14 protein-coding genes are annotated in these 23,221 nt (G+C 70.1%); 8 read left to right on the forward strand and 6 right to left on the reverse strand.

Annotated elements, in window-relative coordinates:
* Positions 1-16: 16 nt before the first annotated feature.
* Entirely contained in the window at positions 17-5,326 is a 5,310-nt protein-coding gene (locus GTY96_RS10170) for a beta-ketoacyl synthase N-terminal-like domain-containing protein (protein WP_328700822.1), read from the reverse strand.
* Between the two features lie 455 nt (positions 5,327-5,781).
* Between GTY96_RS10170 and GTY96_RS10175 the strand changes: the two genes are divergently transcribed.
* A complete protein-coding gene (locus tag GTY96_RS10175) occupies positions 5,782-6,867 on the forward strand; it encodes a serine hydrolase domain-containing protein (RefSeq protein ID WP_161664605.1) in 1,086 nt (361 codons plus the stop codon).
* A 2-nt stretch (positions 6,868-6,869) separates the two neighbouring features.
* Positions 6,870-8,255 (forward strand): serine hydrolase domain-containing protein, encoded by a 1,386-nt coding sequence (locus tag GTY96_RS10180; RefSeq protein WP_161664606.1) that lies wholly within the window; start codon positions 6,870-6,872, stop codon positions 8,253-8,255.
* 61 nt (positions 8,256-8,316) lie between these two features.
* Here GTY96_RS10180 and GTY96_RS10185 read toward each other — a convergent pair whose 3' ends face one another.
* Complete coding sequence (locus GTY96_RS10185) at positions 8,317-8,832, reverse strand: OmpA family protein (RefSeq protein ID WP_143900849.1); 516 nt, start codon at positions 8,830-8,832, stop codon at positions 8,317-8,319.
* A 291-nt stretch (positions 8,833-9,123) separates the two neighbouring features.
* Between GTY96_RS10185 and GTY96_RS10190 the strand changes: the two genes are divergently transcribed.
* Positions 9,124-9,999, forward strand: coding sequence for an OmpA/MotB family protein (locus GTY96_RS10190; RefSeq protein WP_143900850.1), 876 nt, complete (start codon positions 9,124-9,126; stop codon positions 9,997-9,999).
* An 81-nt stretch (positions 10,000-10,080) separates the two neighbouring features.
* Here GTY96_RS10190 and GTY96_RS10195 read toward each other — a convergent pair whose 3' ends face one another.
* Positions 10,081-10,992: a LysR family transcriptional regulator gene (locus GTY96_RS10195; RefSeq protein ID WP_161664607.1), complete on the reverse strand. Its 912-nt coding sequence runs from the start codon at positions 10,990-10,992 to the stop codon at positions 10,081-10,083.
* A gap of 168 nt (positions 10,993-11,160) precedes the next feature.
* Here GTY96_RS10195 and GTY96_RS10200 point away from each other — a divergent pair, with 168 nt between their 5' ends.
* Positions 11,161-11,964, forward strand: coding sequence for an inositol monophosphatase family protein (locus tag GTY96_RS10200; protein WP_328700823.1), 804 nt, complete (start codon positions 11,161-11,163; stop codon positions 11,962-11,964).
* A 42-nt stretch (positions 11,965-12,006) separates the two neighbouring features.
* The gene (locus GTY96_RS10205) at positions 12,007-12,642 is read left to right on the forward strand and encodes an NADPH-dependent F420 reductase (protein ID WP_201755965.1); all 636 of its coding nucleotides are present in this window, start codon (positions 12,007-12,009) and stop codon (positions 12,640-12,642) included.
* 47 nt (positions 12,643-12,689) lie between these two features.
* Here GTY96_RS10205 and GTY96_RS10210 read toward each other — a convergent pair whose 3' ends face one another.
* The 3 genes from GTY96_RS10210 to GTY96_RS10220 all read right to left on the reverse strand — a co-directional run bounded on the left by GTY96_RS10210 (position 12,690) and on the right by GTY96_RS10220 (position 18,996).
* Entirely contained in the window at positions 12,690-13,637 is a 948-nt protein-coding gene (locus GTY96_RS10210) for a DUF808 domain-containing protein (RefSeq protein ID WP_143900854.1), read from the reverse strand.
* Between the two features lie 142 nt (positions 13,638-13,779).
* On the reverse strand, positions 13,780-17,946 hold the full coding sequence (locus GTY96_RS10215) for an MG2 domain-containing protein (RefSeq protein WP_161664609.1): 4,167 nt from the start codon (positions 17,944-17,946) through the stop codon (positions 13,780-13,782).
* Between the two features lie 135 nt (positions 17,947-18,081).
* A complete protein-coding gene (locus GTY96_RS10220) occupies positions 18,082-18,996 on the reverse strand; it encodes a LysR family transcriptional regulator (protein ID WP_235685513.1) in 915 nt (304 codons plus the stop codon).
* Between the two features lie 127 nt (positions 18,997-19,123).
* Here GTY96_RS10220 and GTY96_RS10225 point away from each other — a divergent pair, with 127 nt between their 5' ends.
* The 3 genes from GTY96_RS10225 (at position 19,124) to GTY96_RS10235 (ending at position 23,144) form a co-directional block, all read left to right on the forward strand.
* Positions 19,124-20,044, forward strand: coding sequence for a pyridoxal-phosphate dependent enzyme (locus tag GTY96_RS10225; protein WP_161664610.1), 921 nt, complete (start codon positions 19,124-19,126; stop codon positions 20,042-20,044).
* 312 nt (positions 20,045-20,356) lie between these two features.
* On the forward strand, positions 20,357-21,268 hold the full coding sequence (locus GTY96_RS10230) for a right-handed parallel beta-helix repeat-containing protein (protein ID WP_161664611.1): 912 nt from the start codon (positions 20,357-20,359) through the stop codon (positions 21,266-21,268).
* Between the two features lie 7 nt (positions 21,269-21,275).
* Complete coding sequence (locus GTY96_RS10235) at positions 21,276-23,144, forward strand: Ig-like domain repeat protein (protein ID WP_161664612.1); 1,869 nt, start codon at positions 21,276-21,278, stop codon at positions 23,142-23,144.
* Positions 23,145-23,221: the final 77 nt, after the last annotated feature.

The following is a 23,221-nucleotide window of genomic DNA, read 5'->3' on the forward strand; positions in this document are numbered from 1 at the left end:
TCCGCCTCCCATGGCGTCAGCCCGTCGCGCCGAACTCCAGCGCGACGAGCTTCCGCCGCGAGGGAGGTTCCGCGTGCGAAGCAAGGGTTGAGGGCGCGCGGCCGGACGGAGCCTCCAGCCAGTAGCGCTGGCGCGTGAAGTCCACGGGAGACAGGGGCGCGCGCAGGGGCTGCTGCCCCGCGGGCGCCTCGCTCACGAGCGCATGCGCGTTGGTCCCGCCAAAGCCAAACGCGCTGAGCCCCGCGCGGCGCACCCCGAAGCGCGGCTCCCAGGGCCGCAGCGTGGTGTTGGGAAAGAGCGGCGAGGACTCGAAGTGGAAGCGCGGGTTGGGCGTCGCGCAGTGCAGCGTGGGCGGCAGCTCGCGGTGCATCAAGGAGAGCACCACCTTGATGAAGCCCGCGACCCCCGCCGCGCTCAGCAGGTGTCCGAAGTTGCTCTTCACGGTCCCCACCGCGCACGAGCCCGGAGCGACGCCCGCCGGGGTGAGCACCTCGGTGAGCGCCTTCAGCTCGATGGGGTCGCCGAGCATGGTCCCGGTGCCGTGCGCCTCCACGTAGCCGAGCGTCCGGGGGTCGACGCCGCCCAAGCGCAGCGCCTCCTCGATGACGGCGCGCTGTCCCGCGGGGTTGGGGGTCGTCACGCCCATGGTGTGCCCGTCGTTGTTGACGGCGGTCGCGTCGATGACGCCGTAGATGCGGTCTCCGTCCGCCAGGGCCCTGCTCAGCGGCTTGAGCAGGACCGCTCCCGCGCCCTCCCCGGGCACGAAGCCATCCGCGCGCTCGTCGAAGGTCTTGCACCGGCCATCCCGCGACAGCGCGCGGCTCTCGCTGAGCGTCAGGTAGACAGCCTCGTCGAGCAGGATGTCCACCCCGCCGGCCATCGCCAGCTCCGACTCTCCGGAGCGCAGGCTCTGGCACGCCAGGTGGATGGCGACGAGCGACGAAGAGCACGCGGTGTCCACCACCAGGCCCGGTCCCTTCAAGTCGAGGAAGTGGGACACGTGCGCGGCGATGAAATTCTGTCCCGAGCCGATGACACCATTGCGAGTGGGGGCCGGCATGCGCTCGGCATAGCCACTCATCCGCGAGCCGACGAACACACCCACGCGCCGGCCCGACACCTCACGCGGCGCATAGCCCGCGTGGCGGAGGCATTGGACGCTGGCCTCCAGGAACTGGCGCATCAGGGGATCGATGCAGGGGGCATCCTCCCGGGAGATGTGGAAGTAGTCCGGATCAAAGAGTTCGATGCCCTCGATGAAACCGCCCCACCGGCTGATGCTCCGCCCGGGCTGATGCGTGGGAGCGTGGAAGTCCGCGATCCTCCAGCGTGAGGCAGGCACCTCGGTGATGAGGTCACGCCCTTCGCGCAGCACGCGCCAATACGCATCCAGGTCGGGCGACCCTGGGAAGTGACAGGCCATGCCAATCACGGCGATGGGCTCCAGGGCCCCGGGAGCGGTCGGGGTCTCAGTCACCGGGGAGATGGGCGAGGGGGGCGGAGGCGCCGGCGGCTCTGGAGTCCGGGCGAGGGTCCGGACCTCCAGGGGGCGAGCCACGGGAGGCATGGCCTTCTCATGGGCCGCCAGCACGGCCTCGGGGTACGCGTCCACGAGCTGACCCGCGAGCGTCGTCAGCGTCCGGTACAACAAGGGGAGCGACGGATCCAGCTTCACCCCCAGCCACTCATCCAGATGCGTCACCACTTCAATGACGAGGATCGAGTCGAGCCCCAGCTGCTCGAAGTCCGCTTCGGGGTTGATCCGCTCCTGCGGAAGCTGGAGCTCCCGCGCGAACAACTGACGCAGCCACCGCACGGTGAAGGCTCGGAGCTCCGCGTCCGTGGAGAAGCAGGGAGCAGGCGCCACCGGCGCGGGAGGTGCGACGAGCGAAGAGGGTTCAACCGGGGAAAGCGCTTCGACCGGCGGACTCGTGCGCGCCACGTCGCGGGCGGGTTGCGGACGGTGCGGCGTTCGCAGCAGGGCGTCGGGCGCGAAGAGGCTCGGCTCGACCACCGCGGGCAGGAGCACGGCTCGCGAGGAGGCCATCGTCGCATCCAGCAGCGACAGGCCGTCCGAGGTGGAGTGCGCCATCAGGCCCAGGGATTGATAGGCCGGGCTCTTCACCTCTCCCATGCCCACGTCCTTCCAGTTGGGCCAGACGATGGACTGATGGGAGACATGGCCCTTGGCGCGCCGGTGTTCGACCCACAGGTTCATGAACGCGTTGGCGGCCGAGTAATCCAGGATGCCGACCGCCAACGACGGCACCAGGGACGAGACCGAGGAGAACACGGCGAAGAACTCGAGCGCATCCGCGGCGAGCGCATGCTCCAGCGTGAGCAGCCCCTCGACCTTGGGCTCGAGCACCTTGAGCCACTGCCCCAGGGGCTTGCTGGTGAACGCGGGCGGCGTGAAGAAGACCGCTCCGGCGGAGTGGATGCAGCCCGCGATGGGGCCCAGGGACGCGCGGACCTCGTTGAAGAGCGACACCAGCGCGGCGGAGTCCGTCAGCGCACCGCAGTGGACCCGAAGACGGACGCCCCGGGCCTTCAGGGCCCACAAGGGGGTGAGGCGCTCCCGCAGCGCCGGAGCGCAGCCCGGATCCGCCAGGAGCGCGTCCCATTGCTCCTGAGGAGGCAAGGGCTGCAAGCCCATGAGGACCAGCCGACGCGCGCCATGAGCCACCAGGTGCTGGGCGACCTCCAGGCCAATGCCACGCACCCCGCCCGTGATGACATACACCTTGTCGGCGGCCATGCGCGGCGCGGGACCGGGCGTGCCGAGCAGGGTGTGCAGCTGGGGGACGTAGCGGCGGCCCTTGCGGTGCAGGACCTCGCCACCGGAGTCCCGCTCACCGTGCTCCTGACGGAGCAACGACTCCCATGCGCTGACGTCAGCCGGAACGCGCTCCAGGTCCACGGTGCGGGCATGCAGGTTCGGGAACTCCGCCCCGAGCTTGCCCACCAGCGCCGCCATCACCCCCCCGCCGAGATCCAACGGGCCGCTGCCCATGAAAGTGCGCAGGCCCCGGGTGAAGTGCAGCAGCGCGAAGGACTCCGTCCGGCTGCGCTTCAAGAGCGTCTGCAACAAGCCGATCCGGCCGAACGTCTCCATCTTCCCAGGCGTGTCCCCGGCATCCTCCCGAGGCGCGGTCCGAAGGTCGGAGAGATCGATGATTCCCGCGAGCGGCCCGCGGCGGGCGTTGATCTCCTCCCCCAGTCGGACACCGGCCTCGTGGCGGTCGAAGTCGAGCAGCGCATCCACACCGGGAGCCGGACTCCCGCAGTTCGCGATGAGGAACATCCGGGTGTTTCGAAGGGACGCGAACACCTCTCGTGTCAGCGCAAGGGTCTCCTCGTTGACCAGCACGACCAGGGTGCCCTCCAACGACAGCGCCTCCGGAGCCCCCTGCCCTTCCACGGCACGCCACCCCTTCTCGAGCAGGAGCGCGTTCTCGGGGAGCAACGTCACCTGGGGCAGCTCCTCGGGGAGCTCCGGTGCGATGGACACCGGTTCCGGGGCAGACACGGCCGGCAGCGATCCCCGGACGACAGGGGCCTGGATCCAGCAGCGCTCGCGGTCGAACGGATAGGGAGGCAACGGGACGCACCGGTAGACCCCTTCCGGGAACAGGGCGGACCGCGCCAGGTCCACGCCAAGCACATACAGTTCGGCCGAGGCCTTGAGCGTGTCTCGCCAGACGGAGCCCGGCGTGCCCAGGTCGAGGTCGCGGAGCAGCCGTCCGTTCATTTCGCTCAGCAGGCCCCTGGAGGAAGCCGAGAGCCTGCCCGGACCGACGGGGCTCGCCTCCTGCCGTGCGGCGGGAGTGTCCCGGTACTGCGTCAGGAGGGCGATCAACTCCTGGAGGTCCGAGGCCACGAAGGCCGCGCGCCGCTCCAGCGCTCCGCGACCGCGCGCCAGGGTGAAGGCGACATCTCCCGGATGAGGCGCTTCGCCGTCCGCCAACGAGCGTCCCAGGGACGCGAGGAGCTCCGAGGCGATCCGCGCCAGCGCCGCATCGCTCCGCGCGGACAGGACGAACAGGTACGAGGGGCGCTCTGGCGCGGCCGCGCGAGGCAGGGCAGGCGGTGCCTCCTCCAACACGACGTAGCAGTCCGTGCCGCTCGGACTGAAGGCGCTGATGGCGGCCCGTCGCGGCGTCCCTTCCAGCCCCACCCAGGGGCAGGGCTTCGTGTCGACCCGGAAGGGCGTCCGCGCGAACCGGTCGGGATGCCCCTCCGCGAGTGAGTGGAGTGACGGCGGGAGCTGCTGGTGCTCGAAGGCGAGGAGGATCTTGAGGAGCCCCGCCATGCCCGCGGCCGGGCCGGCATGGCCCACGTTGCCCTCGGCCGAACCGATGGCGCAGAAGCCCGTGCGCGGCGTGCGCTCCTGGAAGACCCGCGCGAGGGCCGTGAGCTCCACTTCATCCTCGCGGCGGGCGCCGCTGCCGTGCGCCTCCACGTAGGAGAACGTCTCGGGTTCGATGCCGGCTTGCAGGTGGACCGCGCGGATGAGGTCTGCGCGGCGGCGCGCGTCGTCGGAAGCAGGCGCGCCCGGAAGCCGCCCGCTCTGGACGCTGTCACTGCCTCGGATGACGCCGAGGATGCGGTCCCCGTCCGCGAGGGCCCGCTCCAGGGGCTTGAGGACCACCACGCCCACGCCCTCGGCGGGGATGATCCCCTCCGCCGCGCGGTGCATTCGCGCGGTGGCCATGACGAAGGCCCCGCCCGCCAGCGCCCACTCCAGGGAGCCTGCCCACAACTGCTGGCAGGCCAGATGGATGGCCACCAGTGACGACGCACACGCCGCGTCCACCACCAGGCCCGGCCCCTGGATGCCCAGCAGCCGGGACACCCGGGACAGGAGCAGAGAGGCATCGCTTCCCGTCAGGCGTTGGGAGCCCTCGTCCTGGATGCCGTCCCCGTAGTCCGACGGCCGGAGTCCCATGAACACACCCGCCCTGCGCCCCTCCCCCAAGGCGGGCAAGGCGGCTGATTCCAGGGCCAGCCAGCAGTGCTCCAACACCAGGCGCTGCTGGGGATCCATCCGCGCCGCGTCCCGAGCGGACAGTCCGAAGAAGGCCGGGTCGAAAGCCTCGACCCCGTCGACAAACCCACCCCGAAGCACGGAAGGGCTGTCAGTCAGCGCATCCAGCGTCCAGCGGTCCTGGGGAATCCCAGTCACCGAATCCACGCCCTGACACAGGTTGTTCCAGAAGGACTCCAGGTCTCGCGCCCCCGGAAAGCGCCCTGACATTCCGACGATGGCAATCGGACTGCGGGGGCCCCCGTTCACTCCACGCAGCGTGTTGTCAGCCTTCCCCACAGAGTCCTCTTTTCCCGGAAATTTCAAGGCTGAGTGTACTCAACGACTCTGACGCAATGCCACATGGGAAGTGTCTGAAAGTCATCAGCGCTGGCTCACGACGGCCGTGCGCCGCCGCGTCGATGAGCCGAATGGCCAGAAATCACGGGGGGTTGGCTTGCCTCGCGCCGCGGCTCGTGCGCCGCGTCGCGTTTCCACCCCGGGTGGACGCGGTGGGGCTCAGAACCCGGGGTCAGCTGTTCGCCACGGACCCACACGTCAACGGCGCCGCCCTGGTGAGGCAACACGGCCGGTCGCGCCTGATCTCCCTGCGCCGCGCAACCCTGAGGGTGGGGATGGCGCCCCCCTACGCTTCGTGAGGCATTGGCGTCCATGCAATCCGGGAGCGCCTCCCGCGTACCTTGGGCGCTGAGCGCCCTGGGACTGGACCCACCGCGCAGAGGAGCCTCATGTCCGTGAGCCACTTCAAACTCGCCTGCCTGGGGCTGTGGGTCAGCCTCGGCGTCGCGCTTCCAGCGCGGGCTGACGAGGGGATCGGGAAACGGGTCCGGCGGTTCGTCGCGGACACCCACTTCAACGGCGTCGTCCTGGTGGGGCAGGGCTCGCGCGCGGAGTACGTGGAGGCGTTTGGCGTCGGAGACGCCGCCGCGAAGCAACCCATCACCCGGAACAGCCGATTCTTCATGGGCTCGGTGAGCAAGTGGCTCACCTCCATCATCGCGCTGCGGCTGGTGGATGAAGGAAAGCTGGCGCTCGACACGCCGCTCCTCACCTACCTTCCGGAGTACCGCGCGGACACGGGGAAGCAGCTCACCCTGCGCCATCTGATGAGCCACGGCAGCGGCCTGCCCAATGGCCTCATGGACGCGTACAAGAAGGATCCGGGCATCGAGAAGGAAACGCGTCCCCAGGCTGAAGCCGTGGCGCTCTACGCGAGCGGAGACCTCGTGTCCGCCCCTGGAGAGCGCTTTGATTACAACCTCTCGAACTGGATTCTCGTGCAGGCGGTCCTGGAGCGCGTCTCCGGACAGTCCTATGCGCGGCTCGCCCAGCGGCTCGTCTTCAAGCCACTGCGCATGGCTGACAGCGGCATCGCCGCGGGTGAAGCCGGAACGATTCCAAACCTGGCCCTGGGCTACCGGTCACTGGAGTCGAAGGTGGAGCGGCGCGTCTACACGCTGCCGAACTACCTCGTCGCGGGCGGAGGCTTCTACAGCACCGCCGACGACATGCTGCGCCTGAACCATGGGGTTCTCGCAGGGCAGCTGCTGTCCCCCGCGTCCAAGAAGGCCCTGTTCACCATCGAGCGGCCCGAGTCGTCCTACGCCCTGGGTGGACGGGTCCGGCGCATCGGCACGGAGGGAAAGGATGCACAGGACCTCGCATCGAATGATGGGACGTGCGGCGCCTATCGCACCCTCTCCTGGCGAGGCCTCGGGGACGGTCGCACGGTCGTGATCCTGAGCAGCCTGCGTCCTGATGACGAAAAGCTCTTCGCGTTCGCGGAATCCCTCCTGAGCCCCCCAAACAGCAAGAGATGACCATGCCCTTCCGACGATGCCTCTTCCTCCTGGCGCTGGTATGTGGGTCCCTGGCGCTTGCCGCACCGGACCCGGTGGACGCGTACGTGCGGGCGGAGATGGCGCGCAATCACATCCCCGCCGCGGCGGTCGCGGTCGTTCGCGACGGCAAGGTGATCAAGCAGCAGGCCTACGGGACGGCGAACCTGGAATGGAACGCCCCCGCGACGCCCCGTTCGTCGTTCCAGCTTGCCTCAGGCACCAAGATGTTCACCGCGGTGCTCCTGATGGACCTCGTGGGCCAGGGAAGGATCCGCCTCGACGATCCGATCTCCCAATACATCACGGACATCCCACCGGCCTGGAGCCGGATCACCGTCCGCCAGCTGGCCAGTCACACGTCTGGCATGAAGCCGGGGCCCCCGAACGCGGACATCTCGGATGTCGCCGCGGCGGTCGAAGCGGAGAAGCAACGCCCGCTCGTCTCCGCGCCGGGTGAAAAGGCCGCCTACGGCTCCGAGGACTTCACCCTCCTGATCCACATCCTGGAGAAGGCCAGCGGCGTTCCGTACCGGCAGCTCCTCCGCGAGCGCATCACCGCGCCCCTCGGCATGTCCAACACCGGCTTCGACTCCGCCGCCAATGACGTGGAGCACATCGTCTTGACCAGTGACGTCATGCCCGGCCGGGTCGCGACCTACCAGTGGAAGGACGACCACCAGCAGCAATACTGGTTCGTGTATCCCTCTTTCACGATCGCGGCGGGAGGCCTGTTCTCCAGCATCACGGACATGTCCAGGTTCATGAGCGCGCTGATGACCGGCAAGCTGCTGAACGCGGAGCTGCGCACCGCCATGTTCACGCCCGCCACGCTCAACGACGGCACTCACGGGAAATTCGGCATCGCCTGGGCCGTGGGACGCTTTCAGGGCCGAACCGAGGTCGCGCACAGTGGGGGTCCGGCGCTGTCGGACACGGTCTACTACCCAGACGACAAGCTGGCCGTGGTCGTGCTGACGAACCAGCGGAACCTGTCCACGACGCTGGCGCATGGCGTGGCCCGCCTCTACCTGCCGCCCCCCTCCTTCTTGAACGACCCTGGCGTCACCGACTCCGAGCCGGCGCGGACCGAGAGGGTGAAGAGGGTGTTGGTGTCCCTGGCCCAGGGGAGCGCCGCCGCCAGCGACTTCTCCTCCCCCGCGAAGGAGGACCTCGCCGGCCTGAATCAGTGGATGCCGCTGGAGGTCAGTGGAATGCCCGCGCTGAGCCGCCTCGTCCTGCTGAGTGACTCCGCGGACCACCGGGCGCGGACCTACCGTGCCGTGTATGGCAAGGATCAGACCCGGCGCTGGTCTGTCACCTTCGATCCTTCCGGGCTGATCTCGGAAGTGGACGTGACGGTCGAATAAGGGCCGACACGCTTCAGCCACGGATGGGCGGCGCGACCCACGCCGCCCATCCTGAGTGGGCCTACAGCCGGACCTGGAGCTCGTAGCGGCGGTTCTTCGCCTTCTTCGCCTCGGTGTTGTCCGGCTTCACCAGGGGGCGCTCGGAGCCGAAGCCCACGGCGGTGATCTCTCCACGGGGGATGCCCCGAGCGACCAGCTCCTTGACGATGGCCTCCGCGCGCTGCTCGCTGAGCGACTTGTTCTTCGCGGCGTCGCCCGTCGAGTCGGTGTGACCGGAGACCTCGAACTTGTAGCCACTCACCCCGGCGGCGACGAGCTGCTTCTTGGCGTCGATGAGGACGTTGGTGAGCTTCTTGAGCTTCGCGTCGCAGCCGGGGGCCAGCTCCGCGGTGCCCGTCTTGAAGCTGCACTGGTTCTTGCGGCCCTCATCCGTCAGCTTCGTGTTGACGCGCTTCTCGACGGTGGACTTGCTGGCGTCGCCCGCGGCCTTCTTGATGGAATCGAAGGGGCTTTGCGCGGCGGCCACACCCGGAACGGCCAGCAGCGACACGGCGATGCAGAACGCCTTGAGCTTCATACGTGGGACTCCTCGGGCTCCAGTGGAGGAAGGGAGCCGAGCCCCAAGGCTGCCGAGGGCGGCGCGTCCCGTCCAGCGCCAAGTCCCGGCGGTGTTGGACGCCTGCCTCCTCTTCTCGCGCACTCCCGGCGAACCTCGGGCGTCGCACGCGACCGTGGCGTGCGCGAACACCGGCTGCCCTCGCTGGAACATTGCACCCCCAGACACCTGCACGCACCCGGGTCGCCTTGAGGCGCACCCGGGGGATGTCCGTAGCGTGGCCTCGGTCCATTCCACCCCGGAGGTCGCGACATGGAGACGGAACGCGGAAGAGCCTGGGTGCCCTGGTTGGTGACGGCGCTGGTCACGGTGCTGGCGGGCATGGTGCTGTATCTGTCGCATCGCAGCTCGAACATCGCGGACGCCGCCGCCGCGGCGGCGACCACCCGGGCCAACGAGGCCGAGGCCGCGAAGCGGTCGCTCGAGTCGAAGCTGTCCGCGCTGGAGCTGGAGCGCACGAAGCTGACCGCCGAGAAGGAGCAGCTCAACACCGAGAAGGATCAGCTCAACCAGACGGTGCAGGAGCAGGAAGCGGAGCTGACCCGGCTCAAGGCCACCTACGAGGACCTGCAGGACAAGATGAAGAAGGAGATCGCCGAGGGTGCCATCCGCCTGACGCAGAACGGGGGCCGCATCCAGGTGGACCTCGTCGACAAGGTCCTCTTCGATTCAGGCGACGCCAGCATCAGCGCGCGCGGCCAGGAGGTCCTCACCCGGCTGGGCGGCGTGCTGTCCAAGGTGGATGACAAGCTCATCCAGGTGTCGGGACACACCGACGACTCACCGCCCTCGCAGAAGCTCCAGGCCACCTTCCCCACCAACTGGGAGCTGTCCGTCGCGCGCGCGGTCAACGTGGTGCGCTTCCTCCAGGACAAGGGAGGCGTGCCGGCGAAGCGCATGCTCGCGGCGGGCTACGGCGACACGCGGCCCCTGACGGCCAATGCCTCGCCGCAGGGTCGCGCTCGCAACCGTCGCATCGAGCTGTTGTTGATTCCGGAGCTGGCTGCCCGGCGCAACCCCGCCATCGCGAAGGCCGCCCCTGCGAAGGCCACCCCGGCCAAGGCCGCCCCCGTGAAGGCCGTCCCCGCGAAGGCCGTCATCGTGAAGAAGCCCCAGCGCGGCAAGTAGGCGCGAGGAGATCTCGGAAGCGGTCGCCCTCCGGGCAGTGCTGCGCCCTGCCCGGGGAGCGGCTTCGTCAGGACCGGCGGGTCAGAGGGGCCCGGCGGTCGTGAACTCCGCCAGCACGGCTTGCACCTGCTGGCGAAGCCAGCCGTGCGCACGGTCGGGCTCATGTCGCCGGTGCCATGCGGCCACGATGGGCAGCGCGGGGACGCTCACGGGCATCGGCAGGGACTTGAGACGAAGCGCCTTGAGCGTGGCGGAGCACATCCGCTCAGGCACCGCCACGAGCAGGTCGGTCTCGCTGGCGAAGCGAAGCGCCGCGGCGCTCGTAGGAGCAGAGGCGGCGACCCGCCGCGAGAGCCCCTGTGCGGCGAGGACGTCGTCCACGGGGTCGCGGAGGCGCCCGCGCCGGGACACGATGACGTGCTCCGCGTCGGCATAGGCGCGCGCGGTGAGCTTCCGCCCCGCCAGGGCATGTCGCGCGTGCAGGGCCACGACGAGTCGATCCTGGCCCAGGACCTGATGGGCGATGTCCCGGTGTGACGGCGTGGTCGCGCCGAGCTCGAGGTCCACGTTCCCCTGCCGCAGGTCGCTCGTGTCGGTGGGTGCCTCCGCCAGCAGCCGCAAGGTGACTCGCGGCGCCGCCTGGCGCATGCGCGCGAGAAGCCGCGCGCCGATGGCCGTGGCGATGGCGTCGTGACACTGGAGGGTGAACACACGCTCGAGCCGCGACAGGTCCAGCGCGTCGCGCTGGGCGAGCACCGCCTGGGTGCGCAGCACGATGGCATGCACCTCGTCGCGTACCGCCAGCGCGTAAGGCGTCGGCGTCATGTCGCGCCCCGTCCGCACGAAGATCGCGTCGCCCGTGAGGTCTCGGATGCGGCCCAGCGTGCGGCTCATGGCAGGCGACGTGACGTGCATCCGCCGGGCCGCGCCGCCGACGCTGCCCTCTTCGAGCAGCGCGTCCAAGGCCAGGAGCAGGTTCAGGTCCAGTTGCATGGAGGTAACTCGTCGAGTGAGCACATGTAACTGGTGGTTAATTCCGCGCGAACGCATCGTCAATGCATCCACTCGCAACGCCCTCCGGGGCTCTCCGAACGGAGCATGACGATGACCACCCTTGGAACCAGGTCCGACCCTGCCAGCCGCCTCGCCGCGGAAGCTCGAGTGAGCCGGAGTGACGGCGCGCTGCTCGCGGCGGCTGTCTCCGCCGTGCGCGCGGCGGGCGCGCGGATGCTCGAACGGTTCGAGCCGCTCACTCGGACGCCCACCGACCGGGATGGCGTGGTGAAGGCCATCCTCGAGAACGACAGGGCGTCACTCGCGGTGGGCCGCGAGCTCCTGGAGGCGGCTCGCCCGGACGCGGGCTGGGTGGAGGACGAGCTGGAAGGGGGCGCGCTCCCCAGTGGGGAGTTCTGGGTCGTGGACCCCGTGGAGGGCAACGTCAACCACGTCCATGGCCTGACCGAGTGGGGCATCAGCGCGACGCTCGTGCGCGACAACGTCCCGGTCCTCACCGCGGTCCACGAGCCGGTCGCGGGCCACCTCTACACCGCGGTGCGAGGTGCCGGAGTCGCCTACGTGAACGGCGTGCCGATGCGGCCGTCCGCCAAGACCGAACTCAAGGCCGCCATTGTCACGACCGGACAGGCGAAGCCCGGGGAGACGGGCGAGACCCACCGCCGTATCGGCCAGTCGGTGACGGCCATGCTGAACGCGGCGCTCGTGGTGCGGATGACCGTGCCGGCCACCTTCCAGCTAGGGCTGGTGGCGGCGGGGCACATCGACGGCTTCTGGCAGCACAGCGACGTGCGCTCGGGCCTCGTGGCGGGAGCCCTGCTCGTCGCCGAAGCCGGCGGCGTCGTGACGGACACGCGCGGCAAGCCTTGGACGCTCGCGAGCGAGGACTTCCTCGCGTGTGCGCCGGGGATTCATCGCGAAGCCGTCGAGGTCCTGCGCGCGCTCGCCTGAGTGTTGGCCCATCTCGACTCGAAAGGAACAAGGAGCCCCATCATGATGATCAGCATTCTTGGAGCAGGTCGCGTCGGCGGCGCGCTGGCGCGTGCGCTGGCTGGCAAGAAGCACGAGCTCACCGTTGGCACGCTCGACCCCGCGAAGACAGCCGCCGCGTGGGAGGGACCGGCGGTGCGCCACGCCCCGCTCGAAGTGGCGGCCAGCGCGTCGCCGCTCATCATCCACGCCACGCCCGGCGACACGGCGCTCGGGACCCTGACGGGGCTGCGCGAGCAGCTTCAGGGCAAGGTGCTCCTGGACGTATCCAACGCGACGGTGCGACTGCCCAATGGGCTTCCGGGGGGACTTGCGCATCCGGGCACGAGCCTCGGGGAGAAGCTTCAGGAAGCGCTCCCGGAGACACGGGTGGTCAAGTCACTGAACACCATGCTGTTCAGCGTGATGACCGCCCCGGGCGCGCTCTCGACGCCCCCCACGGCGTTCATGAGCGGCGATGACGATGGCGCGAAGGGGCAGGTCGCCGCGCTTCTGGGCGAGCTGGGCTGGCGCCCGGAGTGGATCCTGGACCTGGGCGGCATCGAGACGGCACGAGCCACCGAGGCGATGATCCTGGTGGTGCCTCACGTGATTCGCCGACAGGGGTTCGCGCCATTCGCGGTCAGCATCGTCCGCTGACCGCCGGTGCGGCGGCGCGTGGCACCGGCGGTTCCGACGGTGGCGTCCTATTCGTGCGCCTTCGCGCCGCGTCCCTTCACCACCTTCTTGCCCAGGGTGAGGAGCAGCACCAGCACGGCCCCGGCTCCCAGTCCCACCGAGGCATTGAGCAGCATGGGAGCGAGCCCGCCCAGGATGCTGCCCACCCCCGGCACGGCCGCAGCCCACGCGGTCAAGGACGTCTCCGCGTGGTGCAGGCCGGAGACGCCGTGCACGAGGATGCCGCCGCCCACCAGGAACATGGCGGCCGTACCCGCCACGGAGAGGAACTTCATCAGCCACGGCGCCGCGCGGAGGATGCCCGCGCCCAGGCTGCGCTGGAGGCCCCCAGGCTGGCGGGTGAGATACAGCCCCGCGTCATCCAGCTTCACGATGCCCGCCACCAGCCCATACACGCCCAGGGTCATGATGATGGCGACCCCCACCAGGACCGAGACGCGGGTGGCGAAGGCCGCGGTCGCCACGGTGCCCAGCGAGATGGCGATGATCTCCGCGGAGAGGATGAAGTCGGTGCGCACCGCCCCCTGGATCTTCTCCTTCTCCAGGGCCACCAGGTCCACGTTCGGATCCACCCTCGCCTCGCGCAACTCGGCGCGCTGCTCGCCGCTCTTCTCCTTGCCGTGCAGGAACGAGTGCGCGAGCTTCTCGAAGCCCTCGAAGCAGAGGAAGGCGCCGCCCACCATCAGCAGCGGCGTCACCAGCCAGGGCGCCAGCGCGCTGATGGCCAGCGCCGCCGGCACCAGGATGGCCTTGTTGACCAGCGAGCCCTTCGCCACGGCCCACACCACCGGCAGCTCGCGGTCCGCGTTCACGCCCGTCACCTGCTGCGCGTTGAGCGCCAGGTCGTCTCCGAGCACGCCCGCCGTCTTCTTCGCCGCCACCTTCGTCAGGACAGCGACGTCATCCAGGAGGGTCGCGATGTCATCGATGAGCGCAATCAGGCTACTGCCTGCCATGGTGGTCTTCCGGGCTGGAGGGTTGGGAAGTCGCCTTGCGGCCCGCTCGGCCTAGCACAAGCAGGGAGTCCGAGGCACGGCCTCGCCAGCTCCCCGCTCGGCGGGCCGCCCTTTCGCCTGAGGCGTCCGGAGACGCCCCCTGCTACGGCTTCGGAGCGATGGACACCTTCACGCCCTCGCTCCACGTTTTATGTTCATCCGCGTAATACAAGTACGCCCGGCTGGCCGGGCCCGTGTAGGTGCCGGGCACCGCGGCCACCAGGGACAGCGGCACGTCGATGCGCTGACGGGGCTCCATGCCGCGCCAGTACAGGACGACGTCGCGCCCCAGCACCTCGTACGCATCCACCACCTGCCGCTTCACCAGCTCCTTGAGCTGGTCATGCCGCACCTCCAGCCCGCCCGGCACGCCGAAGATGGCCACCGCCGTGGGCAGCCGTTGGCCTGTGCGGTTGGCGACCACCACCCGCGCCTCGGTGGGCTCGCCCTCGGTGAGGTCCGTCTTCGCCAGCGACACCTCCAGCGCCACGCGCGTCTCCTTCGAGCTGTCCGGCACGAGCGCGCTGTACGTGACTTCCACCGAGTACGGCAGCTCCGCGCCGTCCTCCATCCGCAGCTCCACGCGGCGCGAGCCCGGTCCGAGCAGCGCGCTCACGTCAGGCAGCTTGATGGCTTCCTGAGCGGAGCCGTCGAAGCGCACCGGCTCGCCCACCCGGCGGCCATCCACATAGACGCTCACCGTCCCGGGGGTGAGCTTCAGCGCGCGCGCCTTGTCGTAGGCGATGATGGCGCGCAGCGCGAGCACCGTGCTCTGCGTCGCCCCGTAGCGGCCCCCCTCGCTGGACTCCGCGAGGAACTTCATCGCGCGCTCCACGTTCCCCACGTAGGAGGGCTCGCGCATCCACGCCAGGGTCGCCAGCGCGGTGGTCTCGATCTTCAGCGTCGCCCCCTCGCTGCCCACGATGGATTGCGTCGCGCCGCCCACCGCGCCGTCGGTCCCCTGCGAGGAAGCGAGCCGGCCCATCAGCGCCCGGGCCTCGGCCGTGTCACCGGCGAGCGCCAGCGCGTTGGCCGCCAGCGCCACCACGTAGTTGTTGGTGCTCTTCGCCGCGGCGGCCTTCAGCGAGGCGACCTCGCGCGACAGCTCCTTCGCCTGCGCGGCCGGCTGGCTCGCGCTCTCCAGCAGCGTCCAGAGGATGTACGCGTTCGACGTGTCCGCGTCCTCCACCCACACGTGCAGCGCGCGGCGCTTGCGGTTGAAGCCGCCCTGCCCGTCCCGCTGCTGAAGGAGCCACTCGCGCGTGCGCTCCAGCATCGCGGTGTCCACTTCGCGCACCTGTCGCATGTCCGTGAAGTGCAGCAGGCCGAACGCGGTCAGCGCCTCATGGCCCGGGTTCTGCCCGAACCACTCAAAGCCCTTCTCGGACGTCTCGTAGCCCATCAGCCGCTGGTAGCCCCGCTCCAGCTTCTCTCGCGCGCTCGCCACCAGCTCGGGGTTCACGCCGGTGTGCGTCTGGAAGTACTGCTGCGCCATCGTCATCGGGTACGTCGTGGAGCTCGTCTGCTCGAAGCAGCCGGAGGGCTCTTGGATGAGACGGGCCAGCGACTCGGTCATGTTGGCCAGCGGACCGGGGTAGACGGCGATGGAGGTCCGCACGCTGCCGGGCACCACGCTCTCCGGGAGCACCACCGGGTGCGACGCCGGCCCCTTCGACGACAGCAGCCCGCCGAAGGACACGCGGCCCGGGAAGCCTCGGGGCTTGATGGACAACGTGCGGGTGACGACGTCCGTGTACTCGCCAGCGCGCGCCGTGAGCTTCACGTCGACCGGCCGCGCCTCATGGCCAATCTCCAGCGAGAAGAGCTGCCGGCCCCGCTCCAGCGCGGCCAGGTCCACCGTGTGGCCGCCCGCGACCTTCACATCCCCCTTCAGCTCAAGCGCCACCCCGGCCCCGCCCAGCCTCGCCTCCGTCCCATTCACCAGCGCCACCGGCAGGCGCACCACGTCGCCCGACGTCACCTCGAGGGGCAGCTTGGGCTCCGCGTAGAACGGCTGCACCGACTCCAGCTGTGCCACCGCCGAGCCGAGCGCGCCGTCACCGCCCACCGCGCCAGCGAACGCCTTGAACGTCGTGACCGAATCGCTCATCGCGAAGGACACCCGCGCCTCGCCGGTGCGGGCATCCGTGCGCACCCCGGCGTTCCAGTAGAGCGTCTCCGCGAAGTCCACCCGGTCCCCGGCCTTGCGGTTCGGTCGTACGGCGTGCGCGAACTCGCGGAGGTAGACCCACTGCCTGAGGGGGTGACTCTTGTCGGCGAAGCGCATGTCCCGCTTCGCGCGCCGGGCCAGCTCCTCCCTCGGCGCCTCCTCCTTCTCCTGGAGCATGCGGGCCGGGGGCGCCGCGGCAGCTGCTTCGGGAGCCGCGTCCGGAGTGGGCGCGGCGACCGGGGCCACGCCGAGGAACGCATCGGCCACGGGCCTGGCGGCGCCCTCTCCCATGGCGGCCTCCATGGCATCCTCGTCCGCGGCCTTGGCGCTCCGCGCCTCCATGACCTGCCCCAGCGCGGGCGCGAGTCTTGGACCATTGAAGGCGGCGACGCGTCCGCCCCCACGGGTGGACGGTCGGGACGTGGGGACGGGCTCCTGCGGCCAGCGCACCGCGAGCACGCGCAGCGCCGCGTCACCCTGTCGGGCGAGAAAGCCCTGCGTATCCGTCAGCGCGAAGCGACGCCAGCCCTGCGTCCCCAGGAGCAGGTCCACCGCCAGCTTCGACTTCGGATTCTTCGCGTCGAGGTAGAGCTGTGCATCGGCCAGCTCCTTCACCTCGGGCTCCAGCAGCACCATGACCGGGAGCTGCGGCGCCTGGTCGCGCTTCTCCTGGAGCTCCAGCACCGCGTCATCCGTGACGGTGAGCATCAGCAGCGCGGAGACCGGCCGGCCGTCGCGCGTCGTCCGGGCCGTGAGCTGCACCGGGCCGCCGGGCACGTAGCGTTCGCGGTCCGCCTTCAGCTCGACCGTCACTTCCTTCGCGGGCTGGCGGAACACCAGCCGCTCCGCGAGTGGCCGTCCGTCGTGGTCCCACACCGTGGCGACGAGCACACCGTCCGCCTCGCCCGGATCCAGGGTCACCGCCCCGCCCTGCGCGTCCCCGATCACCGCCGAGGCGACGCGCACCTCGCGCTGGCTCAGCGTCACCGTCGCGCGGCCCACGCCGGACAGGCCCACGGCGAGCTGCACCAGCCGGCCGGCGGGCACCACGTCCTCGCGCGAGCGGATGACAGCGCCCCTCGCCTTCACCTCCGGCAGCGGGAAGCGCTTCCGGATGCCCGACGGCGCGTCGATGATCAGCGCGTACCGCACGCCGGCCTGGGGGGTCAGCTCGAAGCGGCCACGACCTTCGTGCTCCGAGCGCGCCCGGGCAACCACCCGACCGGTGTCCACCTCCACCACGCGGCCCACGAGGTCCGCGGGCTTGCGCGCGGGCGTGCGCGCCTCGAAGTAGACGCGCGACGCGAGCCCCGCCACCAGGTCGCCACCCTCCGGGTACAGGGCCAGGTCCAACGTCTGGAGGAGGATGGGGATCGTCTTCGCGGCCGACTCCACCACGCCCCCATCCTCGATGGTGAAGGCCAGCGTGCCCTCGCCGCGCGCCATCGCCGCCGGGAGCGGGAAGCGCACCGTGCAGCGTCCCTTCCCGTCCACCGTGCACGGCACCTGCGCCACGGTCGCACCATCCACGAGGGCGGTGGCCGTCACCTTCGCGCCCTCGGGCACGCCGCCCTCCGCGCGCTTCACGTCCAGCGTGGCGGTGACGGTGTCACCCGGCCCATAGCCATCCCGGAGGAACTCAATCTGGGACTTGAGCCGTGGGGCCCGGTAGGCGCGCACGTCGAACTTCCGTTCCGCGGGGGCCGAGCCCGTCCATGGGTAGGTGACGCGCAGGGTGTACTCGCCGCCGGGCTGACCGGCGGGGATGGGCCAGGCGTATCCCCAGACGGCGTCCGAAGTGGAGACCGCGCTGGTGGTGACGACGTCCCCCTTGGGCCCCCGAACCTCCAACTGCGCCTGGAGCGAGCCCGCGTACGGCTTGCGGCTCAGGGCCTCCAGGACGAGGCCTCGCACCAGGACCTGCTCTCCCGGCCGGTAGAGCGGCTTGTCGGTGGTGACATGGGTCAGATACCGGTCCGCCCCGCCAAGAGAGCGCGTGGTGGCCCGGGCCGCGAGGACGCGGGGCGACAGCAACACGAGGAGGGCGGTGAACCCCAGGGATAGGAGCGCGCGCGAGGCACGCGGGACGTGGAGGGCCATGGCGTCACTCAACGGGCGAGCGCGCCAGAAGTTCTGGGCTCCCGGCCGGAACCTCCTGGCGCCCGCGGACGCGCCGTCCCGGGCCTCCCACCCGCGAGAGAATGGGCGACGCCGCGACCTCCAGCGTCGGCCTGCTCATCCATGAGGGGTCGCGCGCAGCGCCGCGAGGAACTGCTGCACGACCGGCGAGCCCGCCCGGCCGTCGTACACGAATTCGACGTCGAAGCGGCCGTCGAGCTCGTCAAGCGCGACCAGCCGCACCGTACGCGGGCACGTGGGTGCGATGCTCTCCGGCACGAACGCGTAGCCCATTCCTGCCGCGACGAGTCCGATAAGCGTCGGGATGTCGCGGCCGACCTGCGCGATGCGCGGCGTGAAGCCTGCCCGCCGGCACTGCTCGAACAAGAACCGGTGATGCGCGGCGGACCGGAGCGGGTCGAACCAGATGAACGGCGCGCCCGCGAGTTCGGCCAGCTGGCGAGGCGCGCGGAAGCGGCGGCCCGGCGTGGACAACATCGCGAGCACGAATCGGTCGCGCAGCAGCCGCATGCCTGACAGATGCGGCGCCTCGTCCTGTCGCCACGCCATGATTCCGCCATCGAGCTCGCCGCGTGAGATCGCGGCCGCCTGCTCGGCTGACAGCATTGGCGTGATCGACAGCATGACGTCCGGACAGGTGCTCCGGAAGGCCTTGAGGATGTTCGACACCATCGGCAACGGGAAGTAGTTCGGCAGCACGCCGAGACGCAGCTCACCGAGTTGGCCGGCCGCGCTGCGCAGCGCTCGTTCTCGGCTGCCCTGAAGTTCGGTCAGCAGGCGCGTCGCGTCCCGCAGGAAGCTCGCGCCAGCCGCCGTGAGGACGACGCCCGTCGAGCGGCGGATGAGGAGCGGCGTGCCGACCGCGTCCTCGAGCTCGCGGATCTGCCGGGAGAGCGCGGGTTGAACAATCCCGACCGCGCGGGCGCCGGCCATCATGCTCCCGGCCTCCGCGACCGCCACGAAGTAGCGCAGATGGCGCAGTTCGACCTGTCGCATCCGGTTCGTGTCCATTCCGTCGATATACCTGAAAGGCATGACAGGCCGTACTGGAGAGTATTGGAAAGCATGAGGCGCCAAGCCTAGGTTTCCCAGCATCACGGCCACCGCCCGCGTGTCGCGGACGTCCGTCGCACTTCCGATGCCACTCCATATCCAGACTCCCTACATCCGTTCGCAAGCGGCATCCCGCCGACTCGGCAAGGACGTCCTCTTCAAGTTCGAGGCGATGCAGCCGTCCGGCTCGTTCAAGCTGCGCGGCGTCGGCGCGGTATGTGAGGCGCGGCGCGCGGCCGGCGCCCGACGTTTCGTGTCGTCGTCGGGCGGGAACGCTGGGATCGCGGTCGCCTATTCGGGGCGCGAACTCGGCGTGCCAGTGCTCGTCGTTGTTCCGGAGAGCACGTCCGCGCGCGCCCGCGACCTGATCCGTCTCGAGGGCGCGGAGTTGATCGTCCACGGCGCGTCCTGGGCAGAGGCGAACACGTTCGCGCGCTCCGTGAGCGGCCCGGATGACGCGTTCGTGCATCCCTTCGACGATCCTGAGCTGTGGCAGGGCCATTCAACGATGGTCGACGAAATGGCGGCAGCCGGGCCGAAGCCAGACGCGGTCGTGCTGGCGGTTGGCGGCGGCGGCTTGCTGTGCGGCGTTCTCGAAGGGCTGGCTCGCAACGGCTGGCGCGATGTGCCGGTGGTCGCGGCCGAGACCCAGGGCGCGGACTGCTATGCGCGTTCAATCGCGCAGGGGCGGTCCGTCGAACTGCCTGCGATTACGAGCATCGCCACGTCGCTCGGGGCGAAGCGTCCTTGCGACGCGGCGCTTGAGTGGGCGACGCGTCATGCTGTCGAGAACATCGTTGTCTCCGATGCGGCGGCAGTGGCCGCCTCGCTGCGGTTTCTCGACGAGCACCGGATCCTGGTGGAGCCCGCCTGCGGGGCCGCGCTGGCCGCGCTCGACGCGGACTCGTCGGTCCTTGCCGCCGCGTCACGCATCGCGGTGATCGTCTGCGGTGGCGTCACGGCCACGGTGGAGCGGCTGCAGGCTTTGCACAGCCAGGAGCGCTGACCTCGCCCGTGCCAGCTTCGACCCGCCAGGTCATCGCGCGCTTCGCCGCCGGAGCCCGCAGAATCCACCCGAGGCGGGAATGCAAAAACTCCAGAACAAACCCAATTACAAGCCGACCAATGATACCGAGCATTGGTGACGCGTGGCGCCCCGTGAACCCAGCGAAAGCCGTCTCATGGTCATGGGCCCCCGCGGCCTCGCGGAGAGCCGGGCCCGCTGAAGACGATGAGACAGTGATACACGGAGTGCGGTGCTCTTGGTCCCTTGCGACAAAGAGGTCTAGTTTGACGACCCATGTCCTCTGGAAGCTTGATGCCGCGTCGCCGTCTTGGAATCACCGTGGTGCCCGCCCTGCTGTGCCTGCTCGTGAGCTCGGTGGCTTGGGGCCAGGCGACGCGCACCTGGATCTCCGGTGTGGGAGATGACGCGAACCCGTGCAGCCGCACCGCTCCTTGCAAGACCTTCGCGGGCGCCATCAGCAAGACGGCGACGGGCGGGGAGCTCGACGCGATGGATCCCGGCGGCTTCGGCGCGCTGACCATCACCAAGTCCATCACCGTCGATGGCGGCCCGAATGCCGGCGGCATCCTGAACGCGGGGACCCACGGCATCGTCGTGAACGCGCCTGGCGCGGTCGTGATCCTGCGCAACCTCACGATCCAGGGGACAGGGACCGGGCTGGATGGCATCCGGATCATGGCCGCGAGCCAGGTCCACATCGAGGGATGCACGCTGATGGGCTTCACCGGCTCTGGCATCCACGTCCTGGCCGATGCAGGCGCACCGAAGCTCTTCGTGCGGAACACGAGCATCAACGGCGCGTCCTCCAAGCCGCCCGCGGTGCCCACCGACACCACGGCGGGCATCCAGGTCGAGAGCGGAACGGCGATGATCGACCACGGCCAGATCATCGCGGCGATCACCGGCCTCGGCGCGCTGAACGGCGCGCAGGTCACGGTCAACGACACGACCTTCGCGGGCAACTCCGCGGAAGGCGTCCATGCCTTCGGTGGGGCGACCGTCACGCTGGAGCGCGGCGTGGTGGCGCAGAACAGCACCGGCATCAAGGCGGACGCGCCCGCGCTGGTGCGCATCTCCGACGTGATGGTGGGCCACAACACGAGCAAGGGGCTGGAGGGCAACGTGGCCACCTTCGGCAACAACCGCATCGCCGCTGGCAACGGCATCGACGGTACCCCCTCCACCACCCTCCCCCAGAACTGAGCGCGCGATGTCCGCTGCCCTGCGCCGCGCCTTCCTCGCGCTCCTCCTCTGCGCTTCACTTCCCGCGTTCGCCCAGGCGACGCGCACCTGGGTCTCCGGCGTGGGGGACGACGCGAACCCCTGCAGCCGCACCGCCCCCTGCAAGACCTTCGCGGGCGCCTTCGCCAAGACCGCCACGGGCGGAGAGATTGACGCCCTGGACATGGGCGGCTTTGGCGCCCTGACCATCACCCGGGCCATCACCATCGACGGAGGTCCGAATGCCGGTGGGGTGGCCGCCGCCGGGACCCCGGGCTTCACCATCAACGCGGGCCCGCAGGACGTGGTCATCCTGCGCCGGCTCAACATCGTCGGCGTCACGCCCACCCCCAACTCCGTGGGCATCCAGTTCAACAGCGGACGCGCGCTGCACGTGGAGCGCTCCCAGATCCACGGCTTCCAGTCGGACGGCATCCGGTTCTCGCCCGCGGCGGAGGGCCAGCTCTTCCTCGATGGCGTGAAGGTCTTCGCCAACGGAGGGGCCGGGGTCCGGGTCGGCTCGACGGGGGCCCTCGCCACGGCCTTCGTCACCCACTCCACCCTGTCTGGGAACCAGCGCGGGCTCGAGCTCGGCGCGGGCGCCCTGGCCACCGTCCATGACCTTACGGCCTCCGGCAACACCGAGGCGGGCATCTGGATGCGGACGGAGTCAGGCGAGCACGCGGAGCTCAACGTGGAGCAGGCCCGGCTCGCGAACAACGGCGTGGGGCTGCAGGCGGCCTCGGTGGGCAGCGGCAGCCGCGCGCTCATCCGCCTGTCGAAGGCGGCCGTGTCCTCCAATGTCCTGGCCACCACGCGGCTGGTCGGCACGGGCACCATCCTGTCTTTCGGCAACAACCGGATGGCGGGCGGCTCCACCCTGGCCTGCCCCGCGGGGACGCTGTCGCTGGAGCCCTTCGCGCTGACGACCACCGAGCGCGGCAGCACCTTCGCGCCCGTGGAGTTCTCGGTGCTGGGCGCCCTGGGCAGCGCCAGCTTCGCGGTCTCGGGGGCGCTTCCGCGCGGCCTCTCAATGGAAGGCGGCATCCTCGCCGGCATCCCCGAGGAGGGCGGCGACTATCCCCTCACGCTGAGCGTCACGGACGGCAACGGGTGCACCGTGTCGCGGAGCACCTCCCTGACCGTCACCTGCCAGCCCGCCGTGCTCGAGCCCGTCAGCATTCCCTCGGGGACCACGGGCCAGCCCTACACCGCGCCCGCCTTCACCCACTCCGGTGGGGTCGGCGTCAGCACCTTCAACCTCGACGGTGCGCTGCCCATCGGGCTGGAGTTCAAGGACGGCGCGCTCGTGGGAATGCCCACGGAGTATGGTTCCTTCCCCCTCACCGTGACCGCCACGGACCCGGGCCGCTGCTCCGTGAGCGGTGCCTTCACCCTGGAGGTCGCACGCGCGGCCGACTTCCAGGAGACCCAGACCCAGCTCACGGCCTCGGCCAATCCCGCCCACGCCGGTGAACCCATCACCCTCACGGTCCGGGTCACGGGGGGACAAGGCGAGCCGTCGGGCACGGCGACCCTCCTGGATGGCGACACCGTCCTCGCGAAAGTCGCGATCCAGGGGCGCGAAGCACGCCATACCCTCACGAGCCTCGAGTCAGGACACTACGTCCTGAGCGCGGTCTACAGCGGCGACACGCGCTTCGGTGGCAGCAGGGCGACGCCGCTGGCCCTGGAGGTGCTCCCGAAGACGCCACCGGTCGTGACTCCCGAGGACCCCGCGGTCGTGACTCCCGAAGACAAGGGTTGTGGCTGCAGCGAGTCGGGGGCCTCTGGGGGAAGCGCGCTGCTGCTGCTCGCATGGGCCATCGGGCGCCGCCGCAGGCCCTCCGCCGCGTGATGGCGTTGCTGCTTCGGGGATGAGGTCGTCCCCGAAGCACCGAGGGCACCACGCCCGAGCAGGCCCCTCCCCGCGAC

This window comes from Corallococcus silvisoli, from assembly GCF_009909145.1.
GTDB lineage: Bacteria > Myxococcota > Myxococcia > Myxococcales > Myxococcaceae > Corallococcus > Corallococcus silvisoli.

Bases quoted from the DNA above. Each gene is read 5' to 3' on its own strand.
- GTY96_RS10180 (WP_161664606.1), top strand. From the start codon at position 6,870: ATGCCCTTCCGACGATGCCTCTTCCTCCTGGCGCTGGTATGTGGGTCC.
- GTY96_RS10225 (WP_161664610.1), top strand. From the start codon at position 19,124: ATGCCACTCCATATCCAGACTCCCTACATCCGTTCGCAAGCGGCATCC.
- GTY96_RS10205 (WP_201755965.1), top strand. From the start codon at position 12,007: ATGATGATCAGCATTCTTGGAGCAGGTCGCGTCGGCGGCGCGCTGGCG.
- GTY96_RS10230 (WP_161664611.1), top strand. From the start codon at position 20,357: ATGCCGCGTCGCCGTCTTGGAATCACCGTGGTGCCCGCCCTGCTGTGC.
- GTY96_RS10220 (WP_235685513.1), bottom strand. From the start codon at position 18,996: ATGGACACGAACCGGATGCGACAGGTCGAACTGCGCCATCTGCGCTAC.
- GTY96_RS10190 (WP_143900850.1), top strand. From the start codon at position 9,124: ATGGAGACGGAACGCGGAAGAGCCTGGGTGCCCTGGTTGGTGACGGCG.
- GTY96_RS10195 (WP_161664607.1), bottom strand. From the start codon at position 10,992: ATGCAACTGGACCTGAACCTGCTCCTGGCCTTGGACGCGCTGCTCGAA.
- GTY96_RS10185 (WP_143900849.1), bottom strand. From the start codon at position 8,832: ATGAAGCTCAAGGCGTTCTGCATCGCCGTGTCGCTGCTGGCCGTTCCG.
- GTY96_RS10210 (WP_143900854.1), bottom strand. From the start codon at position 13,637: ATGGCAGGCAGTAGCCTGATTGCGCTCATCGATGACATCGCGACCCTC.
- GTY96_RS10235 (WP_161664612.1), top strand. From the start codon at position 21,276: ATGTCCGCTGCCCTGCGCCGCGCCTTCCTCGCGCTCCTCCTCTGCGCT.
- GTY96_RS10215 (WP_161664609.1), bottom strand. From the start codon at position 17,946: ATGGCCCTCCACGTCCCGCGTGCCTCGCGCGCGCTCCTATCCCTGGGG.